The sequence below is a fragment of the Mammaliicoccus sp. B-M6 genome (assembly GCF_022386965.1).
In the GTDB taxonomy this organism is placed as follows: Bacteria; Bacillota; Bacilli; order Staphylococcales; family Staphylococcaceae; genus Mammaliicoccus; species Mammaliicoccus sciuri_A.
Genome location: NZ_JAJNHJ010000002.1, coordinates 87,324 through 114,235, shown reverse-complemented (window position 1 = coordinate 114,235; position 26,912 = coordinate 87,324). Strand labels below are relative to the sequence as shown.

The window sequence follows — 26,912 nt, the reverse complement described above, 5'->3', positions numbered from 1 at the left end:
ACACAAAACAAAAGACGTACATTTTTGCATAATACACAATAAATGTACGTCTTTTATATTAAAAACTTTTTTTATCCAAATTCCATTCCGGCATGTTGATAGTCAATATCGGTGAATTTGTTATATTGTTTCATGAAGTGTAGTTTAACAGTTCCTGTTGGGCCGTTACGTTGTTTAGCGATAATGATTTCAATTTCACCATTCTCGTCTTGTGCACCCGCATCAACCGCTTCTCCATCTTCATCTTCGCCACCTCTTGAGTAATAGTCATCTCTATATAAGAAGGCAACGATATCCGCATCTTGCTCAATCGAACCTGATTCACGAATATCACTCATCATTGGTCTCTTATCTTGTCGTTGTTCAACACCACGAGATAACTGACTTAACGCAATAACGGGACATTCTAATTCTCTTGCGATTGCTTTAAGCATACGAGAGATTTCTGATACTTCTTGTTGTCTATTATCTGAGCTACGAGAACCACTACCTTGAATTAATTGTAAGTAGTCAATCATGATCATATCTAATCCATGTTCTTGTTTGAGCCTACGACATTTAGCACGAATATCCGTAATTCGGATGCCTGGTGTATCATCGATAAATATTTTCGTTCTTGATAGTTTACCTACTGCAACTGTAAACCTGCTCCAGTCTTCCTCGGTCATTGAACCTGTACGCAATCTATTTGAATCGACATTTCCCGTACTACATATCATACGTGTAGCAAGCTGATCGGCACCCATCTCTAAAGAGAAAATACCGACTGAATACAAATCTTGGTGTGTTGCAACTTGTTGTGCGATATTTAATGCGAAGGCAGTCTTACCTACTGATGGACGTGCCGCAATAATGATTAAATCATTTCGGTTAAACCCTGCTGTCATTTGGTCTAAATCTCGATAACCAGTTGGTATACCTGGTGTTTGTCCATTATTTTGATCGAGCTGTTCGGCATTATCAAACACAATACTTAATACATCTTTAATATCTTTGAAGCCTTCCGTACCTCTTGAAGCAGAAATCTCTAAAATTCTCTTTTCTGCATCTCCTAACAATGATTCTAAATCAAGCTCAGGATTATACCCATCTTCAGCAATACTATCCGCCACACGAATGAGTTGGCGTTTCACTGCATGTTTAAACACAATATCTATGTAGAAATGTATGTTTCTTGTTGTTGGGACATTATTTGCTAATTCTGCTAAATAGGCTGGACCGCCCGCTTCTTCTAATAATGATTCTGCTGCTAACTGGTCCATCAATGTAACAGAGTCAATTTCTTTATTCTGTTCATTTAGCATTAACATCGCTCTAAATATGTGTTGATGATTTGCACGATAGAAAGCTTCAGGTATTAATGTTTCACCTGTTGAGTTAATCAGTTCAGGATCAATCAAGATTGCACCGATAACAGATTGTTCAGCCTCTATACTATGGGGCATTTGTTTTGGGTTCATCATATTATCCATACCATCCATACTGATTACTCCTTTCCATTTTTAATAATTTTTATTATAACGCATTAAAATAGGTCGGTAAATCAAATACCGACCATTTTATTGATGCCTTTATTCTTCAACAACATGTACTTTTAATGTACCAGAAACTTTGTTGTGTAGTTTAATTGGTACATTTGTATAACCTAAACTGTGAATACCATTTGGTAAGTCCATTTTACGTTTATCAACTTTGATTTTGTGTTGTTTATCTAATGCTTGCGTAATTTGTTTCGTACTTACTGATCCGAATAATTTACCGCCTTCACCTGTTTTAGCTGGAATTTTAACTTCTAATTCTTTAAGTTTTTCCGCAAGTGCTTTAGCATCTTCTATTTCTTGTTGTTTTAATTCTTCTTGACGTTTGTTTTGTTGTTCTAATTGTTTGAGGTTTCCAGGTGTTGCTTCTACAGCATAATTATTTTTGATTAAATAGTTTTGACCATATCCTACTGGTACGTCTTTCACTTCACCTTTTTTACCTTTACCTTTAACATCTTGTGTGAAAATAACTTTCATTATTCTTCCACTCCTTTATCATCTGATTCAACAACCTCAACTAATGCTTCGATTGCTTTTTCTACTGTTGTATTTTTAATTTGTGTTGCAGCATTGGATAAGTGGCCGCCTCCACCGAGTGCTTCCATCGTTAATTGTACGTTTACTTCTCCTAACGAACGGGCAGAAATTCCAATTGTATCTTCTGATCTTCGTGCTACTACATAAGATGCTTCTACACCTTCTAAGCCAAGCAACTCATCTGCTGCTTGTGCAACTGTAACGGGGTGATATGTTTCATGATCTTCACCATGTGCAATTGCGACACCTCCGCGGAATAATTTAACTGTCTTAATTAAGTCTGAACGTTTAATATACGTATCGATATCATCTTTTAAGAAATGCTGACAAAGAATCGTATCTGCACCATGACTTCTTAAAAAGCTCGCAGCATCAAATGTTCTTGATCCTGTTCTTAATGTAAAGTTACGTGTATCCACAATAATACCGGCTAACATAATCGTTGATTCGATTCTCGTTAAACGATGTTCTGTTGGTTGGTATTCTAACAACTCTGTAACAAGCTCAGCTGTCGAACTTGCATAAGGCTCCATATACACAAGTAATGGACTTGAGATAATACTTTCGCCTCGACGATGATGGTCAATAACGACTTTTCTGTTTGCTTTATTAAGCAAGTTCTCATCAATTACAAGTTCAGGTTTATGTGTATCCACGACAACGAGTGTTGTACGTGGTGTCATTTCATGCCAAGCTTCTTCTGATGTAATAAATCTTTCTTTCAAATCAGGCTTCTCGTCTATTTCAGCCATCACACGTTCTAATGTACTATCAATATCCGAATCGTTTAATACAATATATGATTCAAGATTGTTCATCTTCGCAATGCGTGATACACCGATTGCTGCACCGATTGCGTCCATATCTGGTGATTTATGACCCATAATGATCACTTTGTCACCTTCAATTAAGATATCTCGTAACGCATGAGATATCACACGCGCACGTACTCTCGTTCTTTTTTCCATCGGGTCAGTCTTACCGCCGTAGAATCTCACGTTACCATTACTATTTTTAATGGCTACTTGGTCACCACCACGGCCGAGTGCTAAGTCTAAACTCGATTGTGAAAGTTCACCTAGCTCAATTAAGTTCTCACTACCTTCACCAATACCGATACTTAGTGTTAATTGGTGACCGATGTCTCTTGTCTTATCTCTTAAATCATCTAATAAGTTGAACTTCAACGTTTCGATATCTTCTAATATACTCTTGTTTAATAACGCGATAAATTGATCAGCACTATAACGTTTAATAAACAATTGATAACGTGATGACCAGTCATCTATAACGCTTGTAATCAGACTATTGATTTCTGAACGTTGAGAGTCATTCATATTCTGCGTAATTTCATCAAAGTTATCTAAGAAAATAGTTGCTATGATTGGTTTTTCATTCTCATATAATTCATATACACGGGAAGATTCAGTAATATCAAACAGATAAATAGACTGTTCATCTTCAGTATAAGTGACTTTATATTTGTATGATCCTTCTTCAATCTCTACTTCTGAAGTATTTTCTAATCTTTTTAAGATATTTGGAAATACTTCGTTAATTGGTTCGTCTAAAACGTCTCGTTCTAATCGTTTATTAACAAAATTATTAATCCATTCGATATGATTATTTTTGTCTAATAATATGACACCTATTGGTAAGTCACTGACTGCACTTGTTTTACTTTTCGTAATTCTACCGGCTAAACTCCCAATATATAAATCTAATTTCAAAAAGCTCTGTCTAACAAAAAATATGCTTACTGCAATTAGAATTATCGTAGCAACCGTCGAAATAATTGCCCAAAAAATTGAATTAAAAAAACTGAATACGACTAGCACCAAAGCTAATATCATCATAATAATGTACGGAAATATTAGGGCTTTTTTAACAGATTGACGGTTCATAAACTCACCTCAATTTACTTTTTTATACGTTGTTTCAAGTTAAACCAAATGTCCATTAATCCGAATAAGTACGCAAACGGTTTAAATATAAATGCCATTACAAAGATGATGACACCTACTATAATTGGTAATTTTTTAACTTTTACAAATAAATGGAACAACGATAATGCTTGTATAAATATAACCCATTCTAACACAAATTGTAAGTTAGTGACTATGCCATACGCGACGACATTGTCTTGCGTGACAAACAAACTCACAAGTACTGTGATCACAAAAACAAATGCTACACTTCTATTGATTTGCCACATAAATAATGGTCTGAACACTGGTGTTGCGACTTTGAATTTTCTTAAAATCGGAAACGTCACAACTAAATTCACAAGCACTAATAAGAATACCCATAATACTATATACCCAGGAATGCTCGCTTGTAATATTTCTAATGAAACTTGTAATGATTCTTCGATTTCAGTTGTTATATTGCCACCCATTTGGAAATATGACAGTAATACATCATGGTACTGGCTAAAGAACTTGCTTGTTAAAGGTAAGTTTCCCGTAATTTGTAAAATTAACACACTACCTATCGTCAAAATACTCATAAATGTTGTCACTAAGTACAACATACGTTCTTTAGATGTATGCTCAATAAGTAACTGCCCAATAAATACACTCATAAAAATAACAAGTGTCATGGCAGTTAATAAGAATACATGATTAAATAGAACAGTTGCACATAAAGTTATGACAACCGTCACAAAAAAGGACGGTTTAGAGCGATACCAAAGAATCGTTCCTGGTATCGTAATAAATGGTATGATCAATATTGCTAATAATGGTACAAAGTTTATTATAGCGGCACTTAGAACTAGTACAAGTGTTGCTATGATTGTCGCTTTTATATCGACTTTAAAAGACAAATTTTTCACTTCCCAATCTAAATTAAACATCTTTCTCTATTTTACAGATTTTTATCCTTTAAAACAATATAGGTGACTTTTAAGTTGATATCAGCGTGCTTTAAATTTATATAATTTTAAGAAATGATAAACGTTCGGCGCCCAATCTCCAAAATTCAATAAAAATCCATCATGACCAACGTTGTCTTGAACATAGAAATGTCTATGATACTTAAAGAATCGGCCTAAAGCTCTCACTTGGTCATCTGGATATAATAAATCATCCGCAAATCCTAACGTCAATACTTTCGTTTCTAATTGACGTAGACGTTCTTCAACATCATCTCGCCCTCTAGATATGTCATGACTGTCTAATACATCTAACAATGTTAAATAGCAGTCTTTATCGAATGCTTCTTTAAATTTATTGCCTTGATATTTTTGGTAGCTTACAACATCATCTGCAGAGAATCTTGATTCGTAATCTTTACTTGAACGATACGTTAAAAAGCCAAGTTGTCTTGCGATGCTTAAACCGTCTTGTCCGTTCATATGAATAACTTGTCTAGCAATTTCATTAAATGCTCTACTATATGATGAAGTCTTCTCTGTCGCAGCTAATATGACTGCTTTTTTCACTTCAAACGAACCGTCATAAAGCATTTCTAACGTTTGCATTCCACCTAAAGAGCCACCAATTAATACATCTATTTTTTCGTAACCAAATTGTTTCAATCCTAATATGTTTGCTCTCGCAACATCTCTCATCGTCAAATGTTCCGGGAAATTTGGTGTATTTAATCTTGAACTGGATCCATAAGGACTGCCAATTACATTAAATGTTATAAATTGATAATCATTAATTGAAAGGTAACCGCCATCTATAATTTCACGCCACCAACCTGCATGCTCATCATCACCATATGTTAAATGGTTGCCAGTTAACGCATGACAAACTACAACGAGTGGCTGGCCTTTATAACCCACATACTCATATTGAAGTTTTAAGTTATCAATCACTTCACCAGATTCTGTTTCAAAATGTCCAAGATCTACTATGCCTGTTTCTCGAGAAATAATCACATTAAAACCCCCTCTTATTTAAATTGAAAGACTTCTTACTCGTCAAAGAAGTAAGAAGTCCTCATCATCCTTATTATGCGAGTATACTCGTTGGTAGTAGCACCGTATCTGTTATGACCGGTTGCTGAAGTGTCGTCGGGCCAATTCCCTCAACTTCTCTGAATAAGCTTTGCTATGTAATTTATATTAAGAATACTAGAAATGAGCAATTCTTTCAATAAGTTAACGAATGAAATTAAAAGACTAATCTCACAATTGCCATAATAAACATACCGGCTATAACTGTAATCGTTAAACTTCTAAATATGAGCGCTATTAGAATCGTTGGTATCGCGACAATAATGCTCTCAAAATTAAGCGTAAATCCAGCATTGCCTTCTTGATTTAACATGCCTTCTAATATTAATGCCGTAAAGAGACATACCGGCACATATTGTAACCACTTGATCATACTTTCAGGTAAATCCGCTTTTGATAACAATACAAATGGAGAAACACGGATAATCCAAGTTAAAATAAAACAACTTAACGTAATTAAAATTAAATACATCGATATACTCATTTATCAAACACCACCCCTACGATAGAAGCAATAATTGTCGACACAATAATAGATAAATAAGTTGGCATAAATAATGTCAGAATAAGCATGCATACAATCGTTAATAAAATTAAATAAAGATATACTAAGACTTTGCTTTTATGTATCGTTTCAAACTGAGCAATCAATAAAAATATAAACATCGCTGTTAAAGCATAATCGAGACCAAACATTTCAGGTTTAGGTATTAAGTTTCCGACTAAACCGCCAATAATAGATGTCACAATCCATAATAAATAAGCTGAAATATTTAAACCATGCATCCAAGTCGCATTGAGCGATTTCTCTTTCGCATATTTCGTAATCGCAACACCAAATGACTCATCCGTTACAAGTGTACCTATTCCTACATTCGACCAGAAACCATTACCTTTAAATGCTGGTACTAAAGCCAAACTTTGAAGAAACATTCTTGAGTTAACAAAAAATACCGTCAATAGAATTGCTGAAATAGGGGAGTGAATGGCAACTAACGCACATATAATAAATTGAGCAGCACCCGCATAGACAAAAATAGACAACAATGCAATTTCTAAAATAGATAAATCAGATGAAATACCGACAATACCAAAAGCTAATGCAACACTAAAGTACCCAAGCATAGTAGGTATACAGTCTTTCACACCTTGAAGAAACAAACCTTTATTCGTAATACTCGTACTTGTCACAACGTTGCCTCCAAACTACAGTTACAGGTAAGTCTAACGTTTGTCTAACCTCAGTCTTACTTACCTATAAAGAAATTTAATATGTATTAGTTTTATCATACCTATATTACTTTATCAATAACACTTGATTAAATATTCGGAAAATAATTAAATAAAAAACAGCAGAAATTCAATTGAATGAATTTCTACTGTTTGATTATCTATATGAATTATTCACTTAAACCGAATTCTGCACTTGCTTCGAATTTAACATCTCTACCGATCATTACGCCACCAGTTTCTAATGCTTGGTTAAATGATACGCCGTATTTTTCACGGTCGATTTTACCAGTTACTGCGAAACCTGTTACTGTTTCACCGTTTAATGGGTTTTTACTTACGCCGTTGAAATCAACGTCGAATGTTTCTTCGTGTGTTACACCAGCGATTGTTAAATCACCTGTAATTGAATCTTCACTGATTGATTTTGTTTCAAATGTAATATTTGGGTTTTCATCTGCACTAAAGAAGTCAGCTGATTTTAAGTGAGCGTCACGGTCAGCGTTTTTAGTGTTGATTGAATCTGCTTTTATTGTAACTGTTGCTTTTAATGTAGAAAGGTCATTGATATCTCCTGATACTTCTACGTTATAATCTTCAAAAGTACCTTTAACGCGAGATACCATTAAATGTTTTACTGTAAATTCTAAACTACTGTGTGCTTTGTCGAAATTGAAATTTGTCATGTGTCAAAACTCCCTTTATTTATTTTGTATACTTAGTATATCAAATATAAAAAGTATATTCAAGCATTAAATCAAAAAAAAGAGTAACCAGTATATGATTACCCTTTTTGAGAGATTTAACTCATTTATAATTTGATTGTTTTTAAGCCGCCCATAAATGGTACTAATACTTCAGGTACAGTGATTGTACCGTCTTCATTTTGGTAGTTTTCAACGATTGCAGCAAATGTACGACCTACTGCTAAACCACTTCCGTTTAGTGTGTGTACGTATTCTGGTTTCGCATCTTTGTTTCGTTTAAATCTAATATTTGCTCTACGTGCTTGGAAATCTGTCATATTTGAACATGAACTGATTTCTTTATAATCGTTGTAACTTGGTAGCCATACTTCTATATCATATGTTTTAGAGCTTCCAAATCCAATATCTCCAGTACATAAGTTCACAGTTCTGTATGGTAATTCTAAAGCTTGTAAAATATTTTCAGCGTGTTGAGTTAACTCTTCTAGTGCTTTAAATGAATCTTCAGGTCTTTCATATCTCACCATTTCAACTTTGTTAAATTGGTGTAATCTAATTAAACCTCTTGTATCTCTACCTGCTGATCCAGCTTCACTTCTGAAACATGCAGATTGCCCTGTAAATTTAATTGGGAATTGTTCATCTTGTAACACTTCATCACGATAGAAGTTTGTTAAAGGTACTTCAGCTGTTGGAATTGTATATAAGCCTTCTTTTTCTACTTTGAATAAATCTTCCTCAAATTTAGGTAATTGGCTTGTACCAAACATAGAATCTGCGTTTACAAGTTGAGGTACCATCATTTCAGTATAACCATGTTGCGTTGTATGCATCGTTACCATGAAGTTCATAAGTGCTCTTTCAAGTTGTGCTCCTTGACCTGTTAAGAATACGAAGCGTGCACCTGATACTTTAGCAGCTCTTTCAAAGTCTGCCATTTTAAGACTTTCAACTAAGTCCCAATGCGCTTTAGATTCAAAATCAAATTGACGTGGTGTACCCCATTTACGTACTTCTACATTATCATCTTCATCTTTACCAACTGGTGTTTCATCACTAATTAAATTAGGAATTCTTACTAATCTGTACGTAACATCTTCATTTAATTGATTTAAATTTTGATCGATTTCTTTAATTTGATCGCCAACTTGACGCATTTCTAAAATAACATCGTCTGCATTTTCTTTATTGCGTTTCTTCTGCGCAATTTCCCCGCTTACTTTATTACGTCGTGATTTAAGTTCTTCTGTTTGAGCGATGAGTTCACGGCGCTTTTTGTCTAATTCTAAAATTTCATCGATGACCTTTGGATCGTCACCTCTTTTGGCTACTTTATCTTTAACAAATTCCGGTTCAGACCTAATTAATCTAATGTCTAACATAATATTTCCTCCCTCTTATACTATAATTGTTTAAGAAAAAAGCACCACGTTCCTCGTTGTTACACAAGGGACGTGGTGCTTACGCGTTGCCACCCTATTTAACAGTTATTAAAAACTGCACTCTAAGTCATATAACGGTTTCTACCGATTGTTCTTCTTAAAAGGATAGATTCGTTTAAGTTTCATGACTTGTTTGCACCAACCACAAGCTCTCTATACATGTACGCTTAAATTACTTATTCCTAAACAATATAGTTATTAAATTAACATAAATATATCAAATTGATATCATATTTTCAAGCTATACTTATGATTCAGTCAAAAGACCTGTATTTTCATAGACTTTTTTACCGTTAATGATCACTGTTTCAGCATGGTTTACACCGTAATGATATGGTAAATATTCATGGTTTGGAATATCCCATACGACTACATCAGCTTGATCGCCAACTTCAAGTGTACCTGCTTCTGCATCAATTGCTTTAGCTGCATTAACAGTGACAGCATTCCAAATTTCATTAGGCGTCAGTTTAAGCTTTAATGCCGCAATGCTCATTACAAGTTGAAGGTTGTCCGTCACACAGCTACCTGGATTGAAGTCAGTCGCAATTGCTACTGCACCGTTATGATCAATCATACCTCTTGCATCTGCATATTGATCTTTACCTAAATAGAATGTTGTGCCTGGCAATAGTACGGCTACAGTGTCACTGTCTTTTAACGCTGCCTTATCTTCTTCACTAGAAGCTACGAGATGGTCTGCAGATATTGCACCCTCATCTATCGCTAATCCTAGTCCACCAAGTGGATCGATTTCATCAGCATGAATTTTAACTTTTAAACCTTTATCTTTTGCCGCTTGCATATAACGTCTTGATTCTTCAATTGTGAATACACCTGTTTCACAGAAGATATCCGCGAAGTCAGCTTTATCTTTCACATCGTCTAATAAATCAATCATTTCTTGTAAGAATGTTGCATTGTCTTTCGCATCTTTAGGCACTGCGTGTGGTCCTAAAAATGTATGTTTCATTCGAATCGGTAAATCTTGCGCTAATTGGTGTGCCACATTTAATTGTTTTAATTCAGTTGCTTTATCTAAACCATAACCACTTTTAGCTTCTACAGTTGTCGTACCGAATTGAATCATTCTAATAATTTCTTTTTTAGATTTTTCGTATAGTGTTTCTTCACTTGATTCACGAGTAGCTTCAACCGTACTTAAAATTCCGCCACCTTGTTTCAAGATATCAAGATAACTTACCCCTTGTTGTTTAAGTGCCATTTCATGTTCTCTAGACCCGCCAAATACTAAGTGTGTATGTGCATCTACTAAACCTGGTGATACGACTTTATGAGTGGCATCAATGACTTCTTTAGCTTCAAATTCTTCAGTATGTTCACCTGCATAAACGACTTTACCTTCATTTACGACAACTGTGCCATTCTTGATAATATTTAATTCATTTAATGCTCTTCCTTTAAGAGGTCCGTCAGTCTTCTTCGGCAAAATTAATCCACCTATATTTTGGATGATGATATCATTCATGGTTATCTTTCTCCTTTAACATTGGAATATCTACGTTTCTTTCTTTTGCAGTATCAATTGCAATGTCATACCCTGCATCAGCATGTCTTACTACACCCATACCTGGGTCAGTTGTTAACACTCTGCCTAGTCTTCTCTCAGCACGTTCACTACCGTCTGCTACTACGACCATACCAGCGTGTAATGAGTAACCCATACCTACACCGCCACCATGGTGAACTGAAATCCAAGAACCACCAGCAGCTGTGTTTACAAGTGCATTTAAGATTGCCCAGTCACCTACAGCATCTGATCCATCTTTCATTGATTCTGTTTCTCTGTTTGGTGATGCTACTGAACCTGAATCTAAGTGGTCACGTCCAATAACGATTGGTGCTGAAATTTCACCTTTTCTTACAAGTTCATTTAATGCTAATCCCATTTTTGCACGTTCGCCATATCCAAGCCATGCAATTCTTGAAGGTAAGCCTTGGAAAGCAATTTTTTCACTTGCCATATCTAACCAGCGCATTAATTTTTCATCTTCAGGGAAGAGTTCGCGCATTAATTCGTCTGCTCTTTCAATATCTTTAGGGTCACCACTTAAAGCAGCAAATCTAAATGGTCCTTTACCTTCACAGAATAATGGACGGATATATGCAGGTACGAATCCTGGGAAATCAAATGCATTTTCTAAACCTTCATCAAATGCTACTTGTCTAATATTATTACCATAGTCAAATGCAACAGCACCATTTTTTTGGAATAATAACATTGCTTCTACATGTTTTTTCATAGATGCTGAAGACAATTCTACGTATTTTTTAGGGTCACTTTCACGAAGTTTATCCGCTTCTTCAAGTGAATATCCTTCAGGCACATAACCGTTTAATGGATCATGTGCAGAAGTTTGGTCAGTCACAATATCAATTTTAAATCCTCTATTTAAGATTTCATGATGAATTTCAGCAGCATTACCTACTAAACCAATTGATAAAGGTTTACCCGCTTTTTTAGCTTCTTCTGCTTTTTCTAAAGCTTCATCTAATGAATCTGTCATAACATCACAATATCTTGTTTCGATACGTTTTTCAATTCTAGACGGATCGACGTCTACACAGATAGCGACCCCACCATTCATCGTTACAGCTAATGGTTGCGCACCACCCATACCGCCTAATCCAGCTGTTAACGTAATCGTACCTTCTAATGATCCTCCAAAATGCTGGTTCGCACATTCAGCAAATGTTTCGTAAGTACCTTGAACAATACCTTGAGAACCAATATAGATCCAGCTACCAGCAGTCATTTGACCGTACATCATAAGCCCTTTTTTATCTAATTCATGGAAATGTTCCCAGTTAGCCCATTTAGGTACTAATACAGAGTTTGATAATAATACACGCGGTGCTTCTTCATGTGTTTTGAAAACAGCAACTGGCTTACCAGATTGAACAAGCATCGTTTCATCATTTTCTAATCTTCTTAACGTTTCAACTATCGCGTCGAAACTTTCCCAGTTACGCGCTGCTTTACCAATACCACCATATACAACTAACTTCTCAGGATGTTCCGCAACCTCAGGATCAAGGTTGTTGTATAACATTCTTAGAACCGCTTCTTGCTCCCAACCTTTACACTCAATTTCCAAACCTTTTTTCGCTTTAATCGCTCTAGACATATTTCATTTCCCCTTTACTAAAAAATTAATAAACTAAACGGTATCGCAATTAATAAAGTAAGTGCGACACGGATAAACCAAATCACTACTAACTTCCATATTGGAATTTTGATATCTGTTGCTAAAATACAAGGTACCAAAGCAGAGAAGAATATAATTGCTGAGATACTCGTAATTGCTGTAACGAACTTCACTTCAATTGATGCTTTAACAACTAGAAGTGAAGGTAAGAACATTTCTATAATTGAAATTGTTGAAGCTTTCGCTAACAATGCTTTATCATCTATCGGAAAAATATAGATAAATGGATAAAATATATAACTTAACCAATCAATAATAGGTGTGAAATTAGCTAATACCAAACCTAGAAATCCGATTGAAAGAATAGAAGGTAGTATCGCCATCGTCATCTCTATACCGTCTTTTAAGTTGGTCATGATATTTTTAAATAATGATAATGATTGGTGTGATTGTCTCTTTGCTTCTTCATAAGCTGTTTTTAAATAATTGCCTTGCACTTTTACTTCTTTTTGACCTTCTTGGTTCTGATAATAAGCTTCCGATTCACTTGAAATCGGCGGTAGATGTGCAGAAATTGCAGTCACTGCAAATGTGATCACTAACGCCGACCAGAAGAACAAATTCCACATATCCATTAAATCTAGTGTTCTTGCGACAATAACCATAAATGTTGCTGATACTGTAGAAAACCCAGTCGCAATTATGACCGCTTCTTTCTTGTTATACATATCATCTTTATAAACTCTATTTGTAATCAGTAATCCTAATGAATAACTCCCTACAAATGAAGCTACTGCGTCAACAGCAGACTTACCAGGCGTCTTAAATATCGGTCTCATAACAGGTTGCATAAAGACACCAATAAATTCTAAGAGCCCATAACCAACTAAAAATGATAATGCAATAGCACCTACTGGAATCAATATACTGAGTGGTAACATTAACTTTTCAAATAAGAACGGACCGTAGTTAGGCTCAAATAATAGTTTCGGACCAATTTTAAAGACATACATACACCCAATAATTGCGCCGATAATTTTGACTAATACTAAAATTAAATCTGTAACTGACTTTTTAAAATCCATTCTTATGACAGGTAATATTGCGCCAATCAATATAATGATTAGTGCGTAATAAGCAGTGTATTCACCTAATAATGAACGTATGCCCAAATGTATGTGATCTACTAGTATCGTATTATTTTTACCAATCGTTATAGGTACAAAGAACAATACAATACCTAACAGACTAAATACATAAAATCTCCACATATCCTTACCTTTGTTGTTTTGATGCTGATTTCTCATCACAACACCCCTTTGTTTGTATAATAACTATCTTAAATATTCACAAACTTTCTCTATATCATGATGGAATACTCTATCTTGTGTGATTGAAGGTACGATTGATCTTAGTTCTTCGTATTTTGCTTTTGTCTTCGGTGATAGTTTGTCTACACCTTTAATTTCTACTGCTTGCAGCGCGATAATACATTCTATAGATATAACTCTTCGTACGTTCTGTATAATTTGATACGCATGTCTTGCGCCTATTGTTCCCATTGATACATGGTCTTCTTGGTTTGCAGATGATGGGATTGAATCCACACTTGCTGGATGTGCTAATGTCTTATTCTCTGATACGAGTGATGCTGCTGCGTATTGCATGATCATTGCACCACTTTGTAAGCCTGGCTCAGGACTTAAGAATGCTGGTAATCCGCCATTGAGTTGTGGATTAACTAATCTTTCAAGTCTTCTTTCTGATACATTCGCTAACTCAGCGACACCAATTTTCAAGAAATCTACGGCAAATGCTATTGGTTGTCCATGGAAGTTACCACCTGAGATTACGAGTGTTTCATCATCGTTATCAAATATTAATGGATTATCATTTGCTGCGTTCATTTCTAATTCTAATTTTTCTTTTACATAATTTAATACTTGGAAGCTTGCGCCGTGTATTTGCGGTATACATCTCAATGTATATGCATCTTGTACGCGTACTTCACCTTGTCTAGTTGTTAATTTAGAACCTTCTAACCAATTTCTCATACGCTCTGCTACTTCAACTTGTTCATTAAAGTTTCTGACGATATGCACATGTTCATCATATGCATCTACGATACCGTTTAATGCTTGATGTGTTAATGCAGCAATCCATTCTGCATGATATGCAATATTTTCAGCTTCAATATATGCAATCACACCTTGAGATGTCATCGCTTGTGTACCGTTTATAAGGGCTAATCCTTCTTTCGCTTGTAACGAATGTGGTTCCAATCCTACTTCGTGTAAGACTTCTTTCGCATTTCTAGTTTCACCTTTATAATGGACGTCTCCTTCACCAATTAACGCTAAAGCTAAGTGAGATAATGGTGCTAAATCTCCTGAAGCACCTAACGATCCTTGCTCAGGTATGACAGGAATGATTCTTCTATTAATAAATTCTACTAATAACGAAACAAGTTTTTCTGTAACACCTGAATGGCCTTTTAACATTGTATTTAACCTTAAGACCATCATGATTAATGACACATTATCTGGAAAAGGTTTACCCGTACCACATGAATGAGAACGTATTAAATTGACTTGTAAATCGTTGTATTTTTCTTTTTCTATTAATACATCACTAAATAATCCGAAACCAGTCGTAATACCATAAATCGTTTCTTTATTTTTAATGATTTTTTCTACTGTTTCACGACTTTTTCTGACATTAACTAATGCTTCTTCTGAAATGGATATTTGACCACCTTCTTTCAAAAATTGTTTAATGTCTTGAATTGTTAAATCTTTACCATTCAATACTAAGTTCACTGAAAACACTCCTTTTTAAGACACAAAAAAATACAACAAATCAAAATTTGTTGCACCTTTCTTATATCTAGTATCTAGTAGGTGTTTCTATGTCTTATATATGATTGATACCTAACCCAATTGTTTCATGTTCTTTACCTTTTATAGGCGCTCCGATTGTACCGTACAAACTCACAGCTATCCATTCACCTTCTGCTTTATCTCGGTAAGGATAACCTCTAACTATTGAAAACTTTAAGCCAACCGTTCGCATAATTTCACCAATAGATAATTCACCTCTTGTAATACCATTCACCGCTTCTAAAATCGCATGGTATAACGCGTGTGTTTCTCTATACTGACTTTCCGAAATAATCCCTTGTCTTCTAGCCGCTGTTTCAACAGATGCAATGATTTTATTTAATGACATTGTGCCAATTTTGCCTACAATAAATTGCATATCATGACATTGAGGCATTAATTGCTTTGCCGTTTGCTCATCTGTGATCGTTAATAACGTAGCGTACTTCCCAATTGATATTTGTTCAGTCATGTGAAAGCTCCTATCTCATCTAATAACTAATGTCTATATTTATATTAAGTATACGCTTTCAGAAATTTTCTGACAATACTTTTTAGCACATCCATAACTCAGTGATTGATTAATATATTAGCCTGTTAAAGTAATTTATTTGTTACGTTTTGGAAAATTCTCTGTTCAATTTCAACTTTAAGTGGCATAATAAATCGTACAATTATTTGAAGGTGGGTTAATATGAAGACTATTTCATCTGTCACAATTCCAAAAAGAGAACAAGAATCTCATAAAGGGGATTATGGTAGGATATTATTAATCGGAGGTAACGCTAATTTAGGTGGCGCAATTATTTTAGCAGCGAGGGCATGTGTATTTAGTGGTAGTGGACTTATAACTGTTTCTACACATTCATCCAATTTTGCTGCATTGCATTCAAGATGTCCTGAAGCAATGGTTTCAGATATCACGGATTTAAAAAAGCTTTCTAAATTAATTGAGCAATCGGATTGTATTTTAATAGGTCCAGGTCTCGGTTTAGATTTTAAAGGGAATAACACATTAACATTTCTATTCCAAAATATTCAGCCACACCAAACATTAATTATTGATGGAGATGCTATTACGATTTTAAGTAAGTTAAAGCATACTTTACCTGAATGTGAGATTATCTTTACGCCTCACCAAAAAGAATGGGAAAGACTGAGTAATATCCCGATTGAAGAACAAACATATGAAAACAATAAAGAAGCGGTTGATGCGTTAAATGCAACAGTCGTATTGAAAAAACATGGTACTGAATTATTCTTTAAAGATCATGAATATAAATTATCTATTGGTACACCTGCTATGGCAACAGGTGGAATGGGAGATACGTTAGCAGGAATGATCACAAGTTTCGTTGGACAATTTGATTTAGAAGAAGCGGTTATTAACGCAACGTATATTCACAGTTATATTGGTGAAAAGCTTTCTAAAGATATGTATATCGTACCACCATCAAAACTTATAGATGAAATTCCATATGCTATGAAATCATTCGAAGCTTAAATATTCAAAATAAAAAAGCATATCACGCTACTGATGCTCATCAGTAAGCTTGTGATATGCTTCTTTATATATTATTCTTCGTCGTTATCTTGTTCTTCGATGTCTTCATTTACACGTTCCATGAAGTCTTCTCTTAAATCTTCTTTACCTTCTTGTGCGTCAGTTTCAACAGCTTCAGTTTCTGTTGTTTCTTCTAACACTCCTTCAACAGGTGATTCTGCAATTTCATCTTCGTCTGGCTCAACTTTAGCTACTGTTGCAACATGTTGATTATCACCTAAACGGATTAATCTTACACCTTGAGCACTTCTACCATTTTGAGAGATATCTGCTACGTGTAATCTAATGATGACACCTGAATTTGTAACAATCATTAAGTCTTCGTCACCGTTGACTGTTGTGATACAAACAAGGTTACCATTCTTCTCAGTTAGAGTGGCAGTCTTAATACCTTTACCACCTCTATTAGAGATACGATATTGATCAGCTGACGTACGTTTACCATAACCTTTTTCAGTTACGATAAGTATTTCATCTTGTTGATCTTCATCTGTAACATCTAATCCGATAACTTCATCATCTTCTCTTAATGTAATACCTTTCACACCCGCTGCTGTTCTTCCTAATGGGCGTAATTTAGATTCATCAAAGCGTATTAATGATGCATGTTTCGTACCAATAATGATTTCTTTCGTACCATCTGTCAGTCTAACCGCAATAAGCTCGTCGCCTTCTTTAAAGTTGATCGCGATTTTACCATTTTTGTTAATACGTGAGAAATTAGATAATTTAGAACGTTTAACTGTACCATGTTTAGTAGCAAAGACTAAGTAATCTTCTTCACTTGATAAGTCTTTAACAGCTATCATCGTACTAATCATTTCATCTTTTTCGATTTCTAATGCATTAACGATTGGTAAGCCTTTAGATTGTCTAGACATTTCAGGAATTTCGTAACCTTTAAGTTTGTAGACACGACCTTTATTCGTAAAGAATAAGACGTTATCATGTGTACTTAATGTTACGAGTTGGCTAACAAAGTCATCTTCTATCGTATTCATACCTTGTACACCACGTCCACCTCTATTTTGTGAACGATATGTAGATACTGGTAATCGTTTAATATAGTTGTTATGACTTAATGAAATAACGATTTGTTCTTCTGGGATTAAGTCTTCATCTTCAATTTGATCAAGACCTGCTGCCGTAATTTCTGTACGACGCTCATCACCATATTTATCTCTTATTTCAGTAATTTCTTCTCGAATGATTTCTAGTAATTTTTCTTCATCACGTAAAATCTCTTTTAATTCTTCAATAAGTTTAAGTAAATCTTGATATTCTTTTTCGATTTTGTCGCGTTCTAAACCAGTTAAACGACGTAAACGCATATCTAAAATCGCTTGCGCTTGTCTTTCAGAAAGGTTGAAACGATTTTGTAAACCTTCCATCGCTTCTGAGTCACTTTGTGATTCACGAATTAATGTAATGATTTCATCGATATGATCTAATGCGATTCTTAAACCTTCTAGAATATGCGCTCTATCTTGAGCTTTTTTCAAGTTATATTTCGTACGTCTTGTTACGACATCTTTTTGGTGTTCTAAATAATGATATAGAACTGCACGTAAGCCTAATAATTTAGGTTTACCATCGACTAATGCAATCATATTCACACCAAATGATGTTTGTAATGGTGTTTGTTTGTATAGATTGTTAAGAATAACATTAGCATTCGCATCTTTTCTAACTTCTATAACTATACGTACACCGACTTTTAAGCTTGTTTCATCTCTTAAGTCTGTAATACCTTCAATTTTCTTATCGCGTGCTAATTCAGCAATTTTCTCGATTAATCTTGCTTTATTAACTTGGTAAGGTATTTCAGAAATGACGATACGTTCTTTACCATTTTTCATAACTTCGATTTCAGAACGTGCTCTCATTAAGATTGATCCACGACCAGTTTCGTATGCACGTCTAATGCCACTTCTACCCATAATTAAACCAGCTGTTGGGAAGTCAGGACCATGAACGATATCCATTAACTCATTTGTCGTAATTTCTGGGTTATGACTAAGCGCTAATACGCCGTCTATAACTTCATTTAAGTTATGAGGTGGAATATTTGTTGCCATACCAACTGCGATACCTGATGTACCATTCACCAATAAATTAGGGAATCTTGCAGGTAAGACTACCGGCTCTCTTTCGTTACCATCATAGTTGTCTTGAAAATCAATTGTATCTTTATTGATATCTCTTAATAATTCACTTGTAATTTTAGCCATACGTGCTTCTGTATAACGCATTGCAGCAGCACCATCACCATCCATAGAACCAAAGTTCCCTTGGCCATCTACTAATGGATATCTATAACTAAAGTCTTGTGCCATACGTACCATTGCTTCATAAATAGATAAGTCACCGTGTGGGTGATATTTACCCATTACGTCACCAACAATACGTGCAGACTTCTTGTAAGGTTTGTCTGAAGTCATACCTTGATCATTCATACCATATAAAATACGTCTATGAACTGGTTTTAAACCGTCTCTAACATCGGGTAATGCACGAGATACAATTACACTCATTGCATAGTCTAAGAATGATTCTTTCATTTCTTTACTGATGTTACGTTCACTAACTCTTGATTGTGGTATTTCAGCCATTAATCATATCCTCCTTAAATCGTAAATGATGCTTTATATATCTAACGTTGCGTATTCGGCATTTTCTTCAATAAATTGACGACGAAACTCAACAACATCTCCCATAAGCATTTCAAAAGTTTCGTCAGCTTCTATCGCATCTGTTAGTGTTACTTGAAGCATTGAACGATGTTCAGGATTCATTGTTGTTTCCCACAATTGATCAGCATTCATCTCTCCAAGACCTTTATAACGTGCTATAGACAATTTCGGTGTTGAGCTAAGTTCTTCTTTTAATTTATCTAATTCTCTATCGTTAAATACATAATATTTTTTCTTACCTTGTTCTACTTTGTATAAAGGTGGTTGTGCAATGTATACATAACCCGCTTCAATAAGTGGTCTCATAAATCTATAGAAGAATGTTAATAATAACGTTCTAATATGTGCACCATCGACATCGGCATCTGTCATAATAACTAATTTATGATATCTCGCTTTACTAATATCAAACTCTCCACCAATACCTGTTCCTAGACCTGTAATCATGGCACGAATTTCGTTATTACCTAAAATTCTATCTAAACGTGCTTTTTCAACGTTTAAAATCTTACCACGTAACGGTAGAATCGCTTGTGTCTTAGAGTCACGACCTAATTTAGCAGACCCCCCGGCAGAGTCACCCTCAACGATGTATAATTCACATTCTTCAGGTTTCTTACTTGAACAGTCTGCAAGTTTACCAGGTAAGCTTGATACTTCTAATGCTGATTTACGTCTTGTAACTTCTCTCGCTTTTTTAGCGGCAAGACGTGCTCTAGAAGCCATCACACCTTTATCTACAATGATTCTTGCCACGTTTGGATTCTCTAATAAGAAGCGTTCAAAGAGTTCAGAGAATAATTTATCAACGATTTGACGTACTTCTGAGTTACCTAATTTAGTCTTTGTTTGACCTTCGAATTGAGGATCACCGTGTTTAACAGATACAACAGCTGTCATACCTTCACGTACGTCTTCACCAGATAGCTTTTCTTCGCCTTCTTTAAGAAGCTTGTTCTTAATACCATAGCTGTTAATAACACGCGTTAATGCACGTTTAAATCCATCCTCATGCGTACCACCTTCATAAGTATGAATGTTGTTCGCATAAGTTAATAAATTCGTCGCAAAACCATTGTTATATTGAATGGCAATCTCAACTTCTACGTCATCTTTAGTATCATGAATATAGATTGGCTCATCATAAAGTACTTCTTTAGATTTATTTAACATTTCAACATAAGATTTAATACCGCCTTCATAGTGGTATGAATCTTCTTGAATGTTTTCGTCATCTCTTTCATCTCTCAATGAAATTTGGATACCTTTATTTAAGAATGCTAATTCACGAATACGTTTTTGTAATGTTTCATAGTCATATTCAGTTGTTTCAGTAAAGATTTCACCGTCAGCTTTAAAGCGTATTGTTGTACCTGTATGATCTGTGTCACCAATGACTTTCAAATCAAATGCTGGTACACCTCTTTCATACGCTTGATGATAAATTTTATTGTTAAGGTGAACGTAAACTTCTAAATTAGAAGATAGCGCATTTACGACAGATGAACCTACACCATGTAAACCACCAGATACTTTGTATCCGCCACCGCCAAATTTACCACCGGCATGAAGTACTGTTAAGATAACTTCTACAGCAGGACGTCCCATTTTCTCTTGAATATCAACAGGTATACCTCTACCGTTATCTGTTACTTTAATCCAATTGTCCTTTTCTATTACAAGTTCAACATGATCTGCATATCCAGCTAATGCTTCATCGATACTGTTATCTACAATTTCCCAAACGAGATGATGTAATCCTCTTGCAGATGTAGAACCTATATACATACCAGGGCGTTTACGGACTGCCTCTAAACCTTCTAATACTTGTATCTGATCTGCACCATAACTTGAAGCGTTATTTTGTTCTGACACGTATTTCCACCTTCACTTTCATCTACTCAATAATATTGCCTTTAGATACATTAAATACCTTGGCATCTTTCATAATCTCATGCTCTATTCCATCAACAGATGTTGTTGTTACAAACGTTTGTACCTTCTCTTGAATTGTACTTAATAAATGGGTTTGTCGATTATCATCAAGTTCACTTAGCACATCGTCTAACAGTAGAATTGGATATTCACCAACGACTTGATTAATCAACTCAATCTCAGCAAGCTTTATGGATAATGCTGTCGTACGTTGCTGTCCTTGAGAACCATAAATTTGTACATTCATATCATTAACATGAAAACTAATGTCGTCTCTATGCGGTCCAAAGCGTGCACTTCCACGTTCAATCTCTTTATCCATTGAATCATTAAGCAACGAACAAAAAGCCTCTTTCAGTTCAGTTACATCTTGATATGTTTCTGATAGTTTAATATTCGGCTCATATTGAACCTTTAAACTTTCTTTTTCGCTCGTAATGCCTTGATGGATCACTTCGGCAATCTTTTCTAATTCACGAATAAAGTGCGCACGTTTCAAAGTCACATTGGCTGCCGCTTCTGAAAATTGCTCATTGAATACTTCTAACATCGTTCGATCTTTCATTTTCCCAATTTGTAATTGTTTGAGGTAATGATTTTTTTGTTTAAGTAATCTTTGATAACTAGATAAATGATTTAAATAGACCGCAGACATCTGACCGAGTTCCATATCAATAAAACGTCGTCTGATTTGCGGGCTACCTTTTACAATATTTAAATCTTCTGGTGCGAACAACACCACGTTTAAGTGACCAATATACTGCGTTAATCGGCTCTGTTCTAGATGATTAACTCTCGCCTTTTTGCCTTTTTTCGTAATGATTAAAGAAATAGGCATTGAGCCATGACGATAACTTAGTTCACCTTCTATTTTACCATACTCTTCACCAAACTGTATGAGTTCTTTATCATTCGAAGTCCTATGACTTTTAGCCAATGCTAAAGTATAGATAGATTCTAATAAATTCGTCTTACCTTGCGCATTCTCACCAATTAATATATTAACATTGGAATTAAATTCAAGTGTACATTTATCATAATTTCTATAATGAGTTAAAGTAAGTTTCTGTAATATCATAATCTATTCATTGAGATGGTTAATACGAAATTGACCTTCAGAAGGAATTTCGACTAAATCACCATCATGTAATTTTTTGCCACGACGAGTTTCACGTTCACCATTTATTAATACTTCTTCATCTTGGAGGAACCATTTAGCCTGACCACCCGTTCCAATGACGCCTTCATTTTTTAGGAATTGTCCTAAAGTAATATCGTCTTTTACTGAGATATCTTGTACCACTATCTTCACTCCAATCTTAATTAGTCATCTCTATATTATACCTTTTTTTTACCAAAAAATCATGCTTTTACGCACAATTCATTTTAAGATAAATTAATCTTCAAAATATTTATATTCTAAGTGAAAAATTAAGTCCGGAACTTAAACATTATTTTCATAATAAAATCAAAAAAGTATAGCTAACGAACATAGTGAGATACTATGACGCCCTATCCTTACACTTCTCCACAAAAAAGCTGAGACAATGTTCTTTGTCTCAGCCCTTCTAAATATTTATATTGCTTTATCTTTCTTTGTAAAAATTAAAATCAAACTGATTAACAGGAATGCTGTTCCTGCTAAAAATGGAATTGTGATGAATCCAAATACATTGATATATTCTGATGAACATGGAACACCTTGTGTACATGGTTTGATTTCAGCAAATCCTGGTACTTTTTGCTCTAAGTAATGCCATGTGGATATCAATAGTCCAATGATTGATAACGGTAGTGCTATTTTTTTAACATTAAAATCATTTTGGAATGAGCCTATTCCGAGTATTAACACGAGTGGATACATACAGATTCTTTGATACCAGCACATTGTACAAGGAACAAATTGTCGTATCTCACTAAAGTATAAACTACCTAACATAGCTACTAAAGCTATTACCCAGGAAATAAATAGTGCATATTGTTGCTTCAAATATATCACCTATTTTTATTTATTTTTCTTTTCTATCGCTTGATCGATTGCTTTAGAAACTTTGTCGTAATCCATTGGATCTGATAATACTTTACCGTCTACCACAATTGTAGGTGTAACATCTACATCGTATTTATTTGTTAAATCTGAATCATTTTTCATTTGTTTATAAGACTCTGAATTTCTATCTTTCACTAATTTCATGATTTGATCTTTTTTAGATTTATCAATATCTAATCCGTCTACTGCTTTTTGGACTACTTTAAGATCTAACCATTCGTCATCTGTTTCTGCATTATGGTCATCTGGTTGAGCTTCAAATAATGCTCTGTGGAAATCCCAATATGCATCAGGTGCGATTTTATAAACAGCATGTGCTGATGCACCACCAACTTCAGATCCTTCACCGTGGAATGGTGCGTTCACAAATCTATATTCCACTTTGTCTTTATCGATATAATCTTTTTCAATTTGATCCATGTAATTCGTTTCAAATGCTTTACATGCTGGACATTTAAAATCTCCAAATTCAACTATTTGAACTTTAGCTTTGTCTTTTTTATGTGTTGGATTATCTTTTGTATCTTTTGATAAGTCTGTGGCTTTAACAGTTCTATCAAATAGACTATCTTCTTTGTTGTCACTTCCGCTTCCACCAAACACAACAAGCAATACGATACCTACGACAACAACAAGTATTGCTATCATTAAAAACATAATATTACTGTTACTATTTTTATTCGCCATATTAATCCCTCAATCTCTTTTGTTGATAATATAAATTTTATACTATCACTTAAAGAAATTCTATATCATTCACTAAAAATTCATTAAGGTTTTGTGACAAAATGGTGATTAATATTTTCGTAAAAATTATTTAGTAATATTTAATGCATTTTTTAAATTTTTGATAACGCCTTTTTCATAAGTGAGCACACTACCACGATATGTTTTCGCTGCAAACACCAGTAGAATGATACATGTAACAATTGAAATGACAATTCCTAAAAGTAAATGCCATTCAGGTGTTGATTCTGATGTAGTTCTTAATAACATGACCATTGGCGATAACATCGGAATGAAGCTTGTCACTTTTACAAGCATCGTATCCGGGTTTGAAATACTAAATATCGCAATATAGAATGCCGCTAATGAAATAAATGTAACTGGCATCATAGATTGAGCAAGATCTTCTATACGGCTCGTTAACGCACCTAGAATAGCCGCTAATGAAATATAGGATACAACACCCAAAATTAAGTAAACTGCGCCATAAATAATGATTCTCGTCGTCTCAGGGCCATATTCAACGCCAGCTGACTCAAATAATCCTTTCAAATCAAATGCGAATATACTAATTACAATTGCCAGTATGATAAAGAATATTTGTGTAAAGGCTACTGCGATGATTGCAAGAATTTTCGCGGACACATGAATCGACGGTTTCACACTTGTAACAATCATTTCAATCACACGTGTTGTTTTTTCAGTCGCAATTTCTGAACCAATCTGGTTAGCGTAATTGATTGTGATAAAGAATGATAAGAAAATGATGATGTAAACAACTGCTGAGTTTAATGCTTGAACTTTCGGGTCAATATCACTAGATTGTTTTTCATCATTCGTTTTAATTTCTTCTGTCTTCACATCACTCGGTGTATTTAACGTACTTAAATCTTTTTCTGACAGATTTAATTTTTGAGCTGTTAATGATGATTGCATTTGGCTAAGCGTTGATTGTAAAGTCATTTTCTCACTTTCACTGACGTTGCCTTTTTCATAAATTGTGCCATCTACTTTTTCACCGTTCACGTTTACTTGAATTAAACGTTTATACTTTTCGTCTTTAACACCTTTTTTACCTTTTTCGAGTGAAACTTTTTCTACTTTTTCAATATCGTCGTTTTGTTTATATTGCTTTTCTAATACTTTATAGATCATGTCGTTATCTGTTTGTATCGCGACAACTTTACTATCGTTATCAAAGAAATCAATAATTTTGTCGATGTTACTTAATGCAAAGATTAAAATCATAAAAATTGCAGTCATGATGATAAAAGATTTACTTTTCACTTTTTGCATATACGTTAAATTAAATGTCGGCCAGAATTTATTCATGCTTATCACCTACCTTAGCTATAAAGATATCGTTTAGAGATGGTTCAGCAACTTGGAATCGTTTGAGGTAACCTAACTTCGTCACATTTTGATAAATATTTTCTGCATATTTTTCATCAGAAATTGTGATTTTAACGCCTTTTTTAGTCGTTTTAAATGCTTCTACACCTTCAAAGTCTTTTAAGAATCCTAAATCGTAGTCGCCTTCGATAAATACATCTTTCTTACCAAAGTCGTCTTTAACTTGATCAAGAGAACCAGCAACGACTGCTTTACCTTTATTCATAATGCAAATATAGTCACAAAGTTCTTCTACATGTTCCATTCTATGCGAGCTAAATATAATCGTTGTGCCTTGTTCTTTTAAATCTTTAACAGCAGCTTTTAGCAATTCAACATTGACTGGATCAAGTCCACTGAATGGTTCATCAAGAATTAATAATTCGGGTTTATGAATGATTGCTGCAATCAGTTGTACTTTTTGTTGATTACCTTTCGATAATGCTTCGATCTTTTTTTCTTTATTTTCGAATGCATCAAATCGTTTTAACCAATAATCTAATGCTTCGGAAATATCTTTTCTTTTCATGCCTTTTAGTTCAGCTAAATATTGCACTTGCTCCCAAACTTTTAATTTTGGATGCAATCCTCTTTCTTCAGGTAAATAACCAATCGTATTCGTCATACTATAGTCAATTGGCTTATCGTTAAACGTCACAACACCTGTTGTCTTTGGTAATAAACCTAAAATCATACGAAATGTTGTTGTTTTACCTGCACCATTTCCACCTAAAAATCCATACATCGTACCTTTAGGAACTTCCAAATTAACATCATGTACTGCCGTAAAGTCATTGAATTTCTTGGAAACATCTTTAATTAGTAATGTCATAATGTTTACTCCTTTTCTTTGGATTCTAATTCTGAAATATCTATATTCTCATCTTCTTCAAAAATAAATAATTCATCAATAGATACTTCGAACACTTGAGAAAGCTTATGCGCTAATACTAACGTGGGATTGAATTTGTAACGCTCAATAGAATTGATGGTTTGTCTAGACACTTTAACCAATCGAGAGAGTTCACTTTGCGTCATGTTTTTCTGAGTACGATATTCATAAACTTTGTTTTTCAATT

General features: G+C 34.5%; 24 protein-coding genes, 1 riboswitch and 1 other annotated feature. Of the genes, 1 reads left to right on the top strand and 23 read right to left on the bottom strand.

The window, feature by feature from the left end; genetic code table 11:
* Window positions 1-71 precede the first annotated feature (71 nt).
* The 14 genes from dnaB to hutP form a co-directional block, all read right to left on the bottom strand.
* Complete coding sequence (gene dnaB / locus LQ693_RS01415; RefSeq protein ID WP_025906258.1) at window positions 72-1,472, bottom strand: replicative DNA helicase; 1,401 nt, start codon at window positions 1,470-1,472, stop codon at window positions 72-74.
* Between the two features lie 99 nt (window positions 1,473-1,571).
* Window positions 1,572-2,018, bottom strand: a complete 447-nt coding sequence (rplI, locus tag LQ693_RS01410) for a 50S ribosomal protein L9 (RefSeq protein ID WP_037589493.1) — start codon at window positions 2,016-2,018, stop codon at window positions 1,572-1,574.
* Window positions 2,018-3,982 (bottom strand): DHH family phosphoesterase, encoded by a 1,965-nt coding sequence (locus LQ693_RS01405; protein WP_107565158.1) that lies wholly within the window; start codon window positions 3,980-3,982, stop codon window positions 2,018-2,020. The genes rplI and LQ693_RS01405 overlap by 1 nt, the downstream gene beginning before the upstream one ends.
* A gap of 14 nt (window positions 3,983-3,996) precedes the next feature.
* The gene (locus LQ693_RS01400) at window positions 3,997-4,914 is read right to left on the bottom strand and encodes a DUF2232 domain-containing protein (RefSeq protein WP_233678303.1); all 918 of its coding nucleotides are present in this window, start codon (window positions 4,912-4,914) and stop codon (window positions 3,997-3,999) included.
* An 81-nt stretch (window positions 4,915-4,995) separates the two neighbouring features.
* Window positions 4,996-5,964, bottom strand: a complete 969-nt coding sequence (metX, locus tag LQ693_RS01395; protein ID WP_199219729.1) for a homoserine O-acetyltransferase MetX — start codon at window positions 5,962-5,964, stop codon at window positions 4,996-4,998.
* Between the two features lie 70 nt (window positions 5,965-6,034).
* Window positions 6,035-6,136, bottom strand: a riboswitch (SAM riboswitch).
* Window positions 6,137-6,202: 66 nt separating this feature from the next.
* Complete coding sequence (locus LQ693_RS01390) at window positions 6,203-6,529, bottom strand: AzlD domain-containing protein (RefSeq protein ID WP_103360479.1); 327 nt, start codon at window positions 6,527-6,529, stop codon at window positions 6,203-6,205.
* Window positions 6,526-7,170, bottom strand: a complete 645-nt coding sequence (locus LQ693_RS01385) for an AzlC family ABC transporter permease (protein ID WP_182461750.1) — start codon at window positions 7,168-7,170, stop codon at window positions 6,526-6,528. The genes LQ693_RS01390 and LQ693_RS01385 overlap by 4 nt, the downstream gene beginning before the upstream one ends.
* A gap of 275 nt (window positions 7,171-7,445) precedes the next feature.
* Window positions 7,446-7,961, bottom strand: coding sequence for a YceI family protein (locus LQ693_RS01380; RefSeq protein WP_025906249.1), 516 nt, complete (start codon window positions 7,959-7,961; stop codon window positions 7,446-7,448).
* 125 nt (window positions 7,962-8,086) lie between these two features.
* Window positions 8,087-9,364 (bottom strand): serine--tRNA ligase, encoded by a 1,278-nt coding sequence (gene serS / locus LQ693_RS01375; RefSeq protein WP_025906247.1) that lies wholly within the window; start codon window positions 9,362-9,364, stop codon window positions 8,087-8,089.
* A 63-nt stretch (window positions 9,365-9,427) separates the two neighbouring features.
* Window positions 9,428-9,623, bottom strand: a binding site (T-box leader).
* A gap of 48 nt (window positions 9,624-9,671) precedes the next feature.
* Window positions 9,672-10,913 carry an imidazolonepropionase gene (hutI, locus tag LQ693_RS01370; RefSeq protein WP_107565155.1) on the bottom strand — a complete coding sequence of 414 codons (1,242 nt, stop codon included), beginning with the start codon at window positions 10,911-10,913 and terminating at the stop codon, window positions 9,672-9,674.
* Window positions 10,906-12,573, bottom strand: a complete 1,668-nt coding sequence (gene hutU / locus LQ693_RS01365; RefSeq protein WP_107565154.1) for a urocanate hydratase — start codon at window positions 12,571-12,573, stop codon at window positions 10,906-10,908. Before hutU ends, hutI begins: the two co-directional genes overlap by 8 nt.
* 17 nt (window positions 12,574-12,590) lie before the next feature.
* Window positions 12,591-13,901: a YjiH family protein gene (locus LQ693_RS01360; RefSeq protein WP_107572672.1), complete on the bottom strand. Its 1,311-nt coding sequence runs from the start codon at window positions 13,899-13,901 to the stop codon at window positions 12,591-12,593.
* Between the two features lie 27 nt (window positions 13,902-13,928).
* The gene (hutH, locus tag LQ693_RS01355; RefSeq protein WP_107572671.1) at window positions 13,929-15,413 is read right to left on the bottom strand and encodes a histidine ammonia-lyase; all 1,485 of its coding nucleotides are present in this window, start codon (window positions 15,411-15,413) and stop codon (window positions 13,929-13,931) included.
* Between the two features lie 94 nt (window positions 15,414-15,507).
* Window positions 15,508-15,945 (bottom strand): hut operon transcriptional regulator HutP, encoded by a 438-nt coding sequence (gene hutP, locus LQ693_RS01350; protein WP_025906241.1) that lies wholly within the window; start codon window positions 15,943-15,945, stop codon window positions 15,508-15,510.
* A 222-nt stretch (window positions 15,946-16,167) separates the two neighbouring features.
* Here hutP and LQ693_RS01345 point away from each other — a divergent pair, with 222 nt between their 5' ends.
* A complete protein-coding gene (locus LQ693_RS01345) occupies window positions 16,168-16,977 on the top strand; it encodes an NAD(P)H-hydrate dehydratase (RefSeq protein WP_025906240.1) in 810 nt (269 codons plus the stop codon).
* Between the two features lie 71 nt (window positions 16,978-17,048).
* Here LQ693_RS01345 and gyrA read toward each other — a convergent pair whose 3' ends face one another.
* The 9 genes from gyrA to LQ693_RS01300 form a co-directional block, all read right to left on the bottom strand.
* The gene (gyrA, locus tag LQ693_RS01340; protein ID WP_129407084.1) at window positions 17,049-19,649 is read right to left on the bottom strand and encodes a DNA gyrase subunit A; all 2,601 of its coding nucleotides are present in this window, start codon (window positions 19,647-19,649) and stop codon (window positions 17,049-17,051) included.
* A gap of 33 nt (window positions 19,650-19,682) precedes the next feature.
* Complete coding sequence (gyrB, locus tag LQ693_RS01335) at window positions 19,683-21,605, bottom strand: DNA topoisomerase (ATP-hydrolyzing) subunit B (protein ID WP_025906237.1); 1,923 nt, start codon at window positions 21,603-21,605, stop codon at window positions 19,683-19,685.
* A 22-nt stretch (window positions 21,606-21,627) separates the two neighbouring features.
* Entirely contained in the window at window positions 21,628-22,743 is a 1,116-nt protein-coding gene (recF, locus tag LQ693_RS01330) for a DNA replication/repair protein RecF (RefSeq protein WP_025906236.1), read from the bottom strand.
* Between the two features lie 3 nt (window positions 22,744-22,746).
* Window positions 22,747-22,977, bottom strand: coding sequence for a S4 domain-containing protein YaaA (gene yaaA / locus LQ693_RS01325; protein ID WP_269749922.1), 231 nt, complete (start codon window positions 22,975-22,977; stop codon window positions 22,747-22,749).
* 264 nt (window positions 22,978-23,241) lie between these two features.
* Window positions 23,242-23,655, bottom strand: coding sequence for a disulfide oxidoreductase (locus LQ693_RS01320; protein ID WP_025906234.1), 414 nt, complete (start codon window positions 23,653-23,655; stop codon window positions 23,242-23,244).
* A 15-nt stretch (window positions 23,656-23,670) separates the two neighbouring features.
* Entirely contained in the window at window positions 23,671-24,402 is a 732-nt protein-coding gene (locus LQ693_RS01315) for a DsbA family protein (RefSeq protein ID WP_025906233.1), read from the bottom strand.
* A gap of 126 nt (window positions 24,403-24,528) precedes the next feature.
* Window positions 24,529-25,773, bottom strand: a complete 1,245-nt coding sequence (locus LQ693_RS01310) for an ABC transporter permease (RefSeq protein WP_107572670.1) — start codon at window positions 25,771-25,773, stop codon at window positions 24,529-24,531.
* A complete protein-coding gene (locus LQ693_RS01305) occupies window positions 25,766-26,665 on the bottom strand; it encodes an ABC transporter ATP-binding protein (protein WP_103360489.1) in 900 nt (299 codons plus the stop codon). Before LQ693_RS01305 ends, LQ693_RS01310 begins: the two co-directional genes overlap by 8 nt.
* Before the next feature lie 5 nt (window positions 26,666-26,670).
* Complete coding sequence (locus tag LQ693_RS01300; protein WP_025906228.1) at window positions 26,671-26,910, bottom strand: helix-turn-helix transcriptional regulator; 240 nt, start codon at window positions 26,908-26,910, stop codon at window positions 26,671-26,673.
* Window positions 26,911-26,912 lie beyond the last annotated feature (2 nt).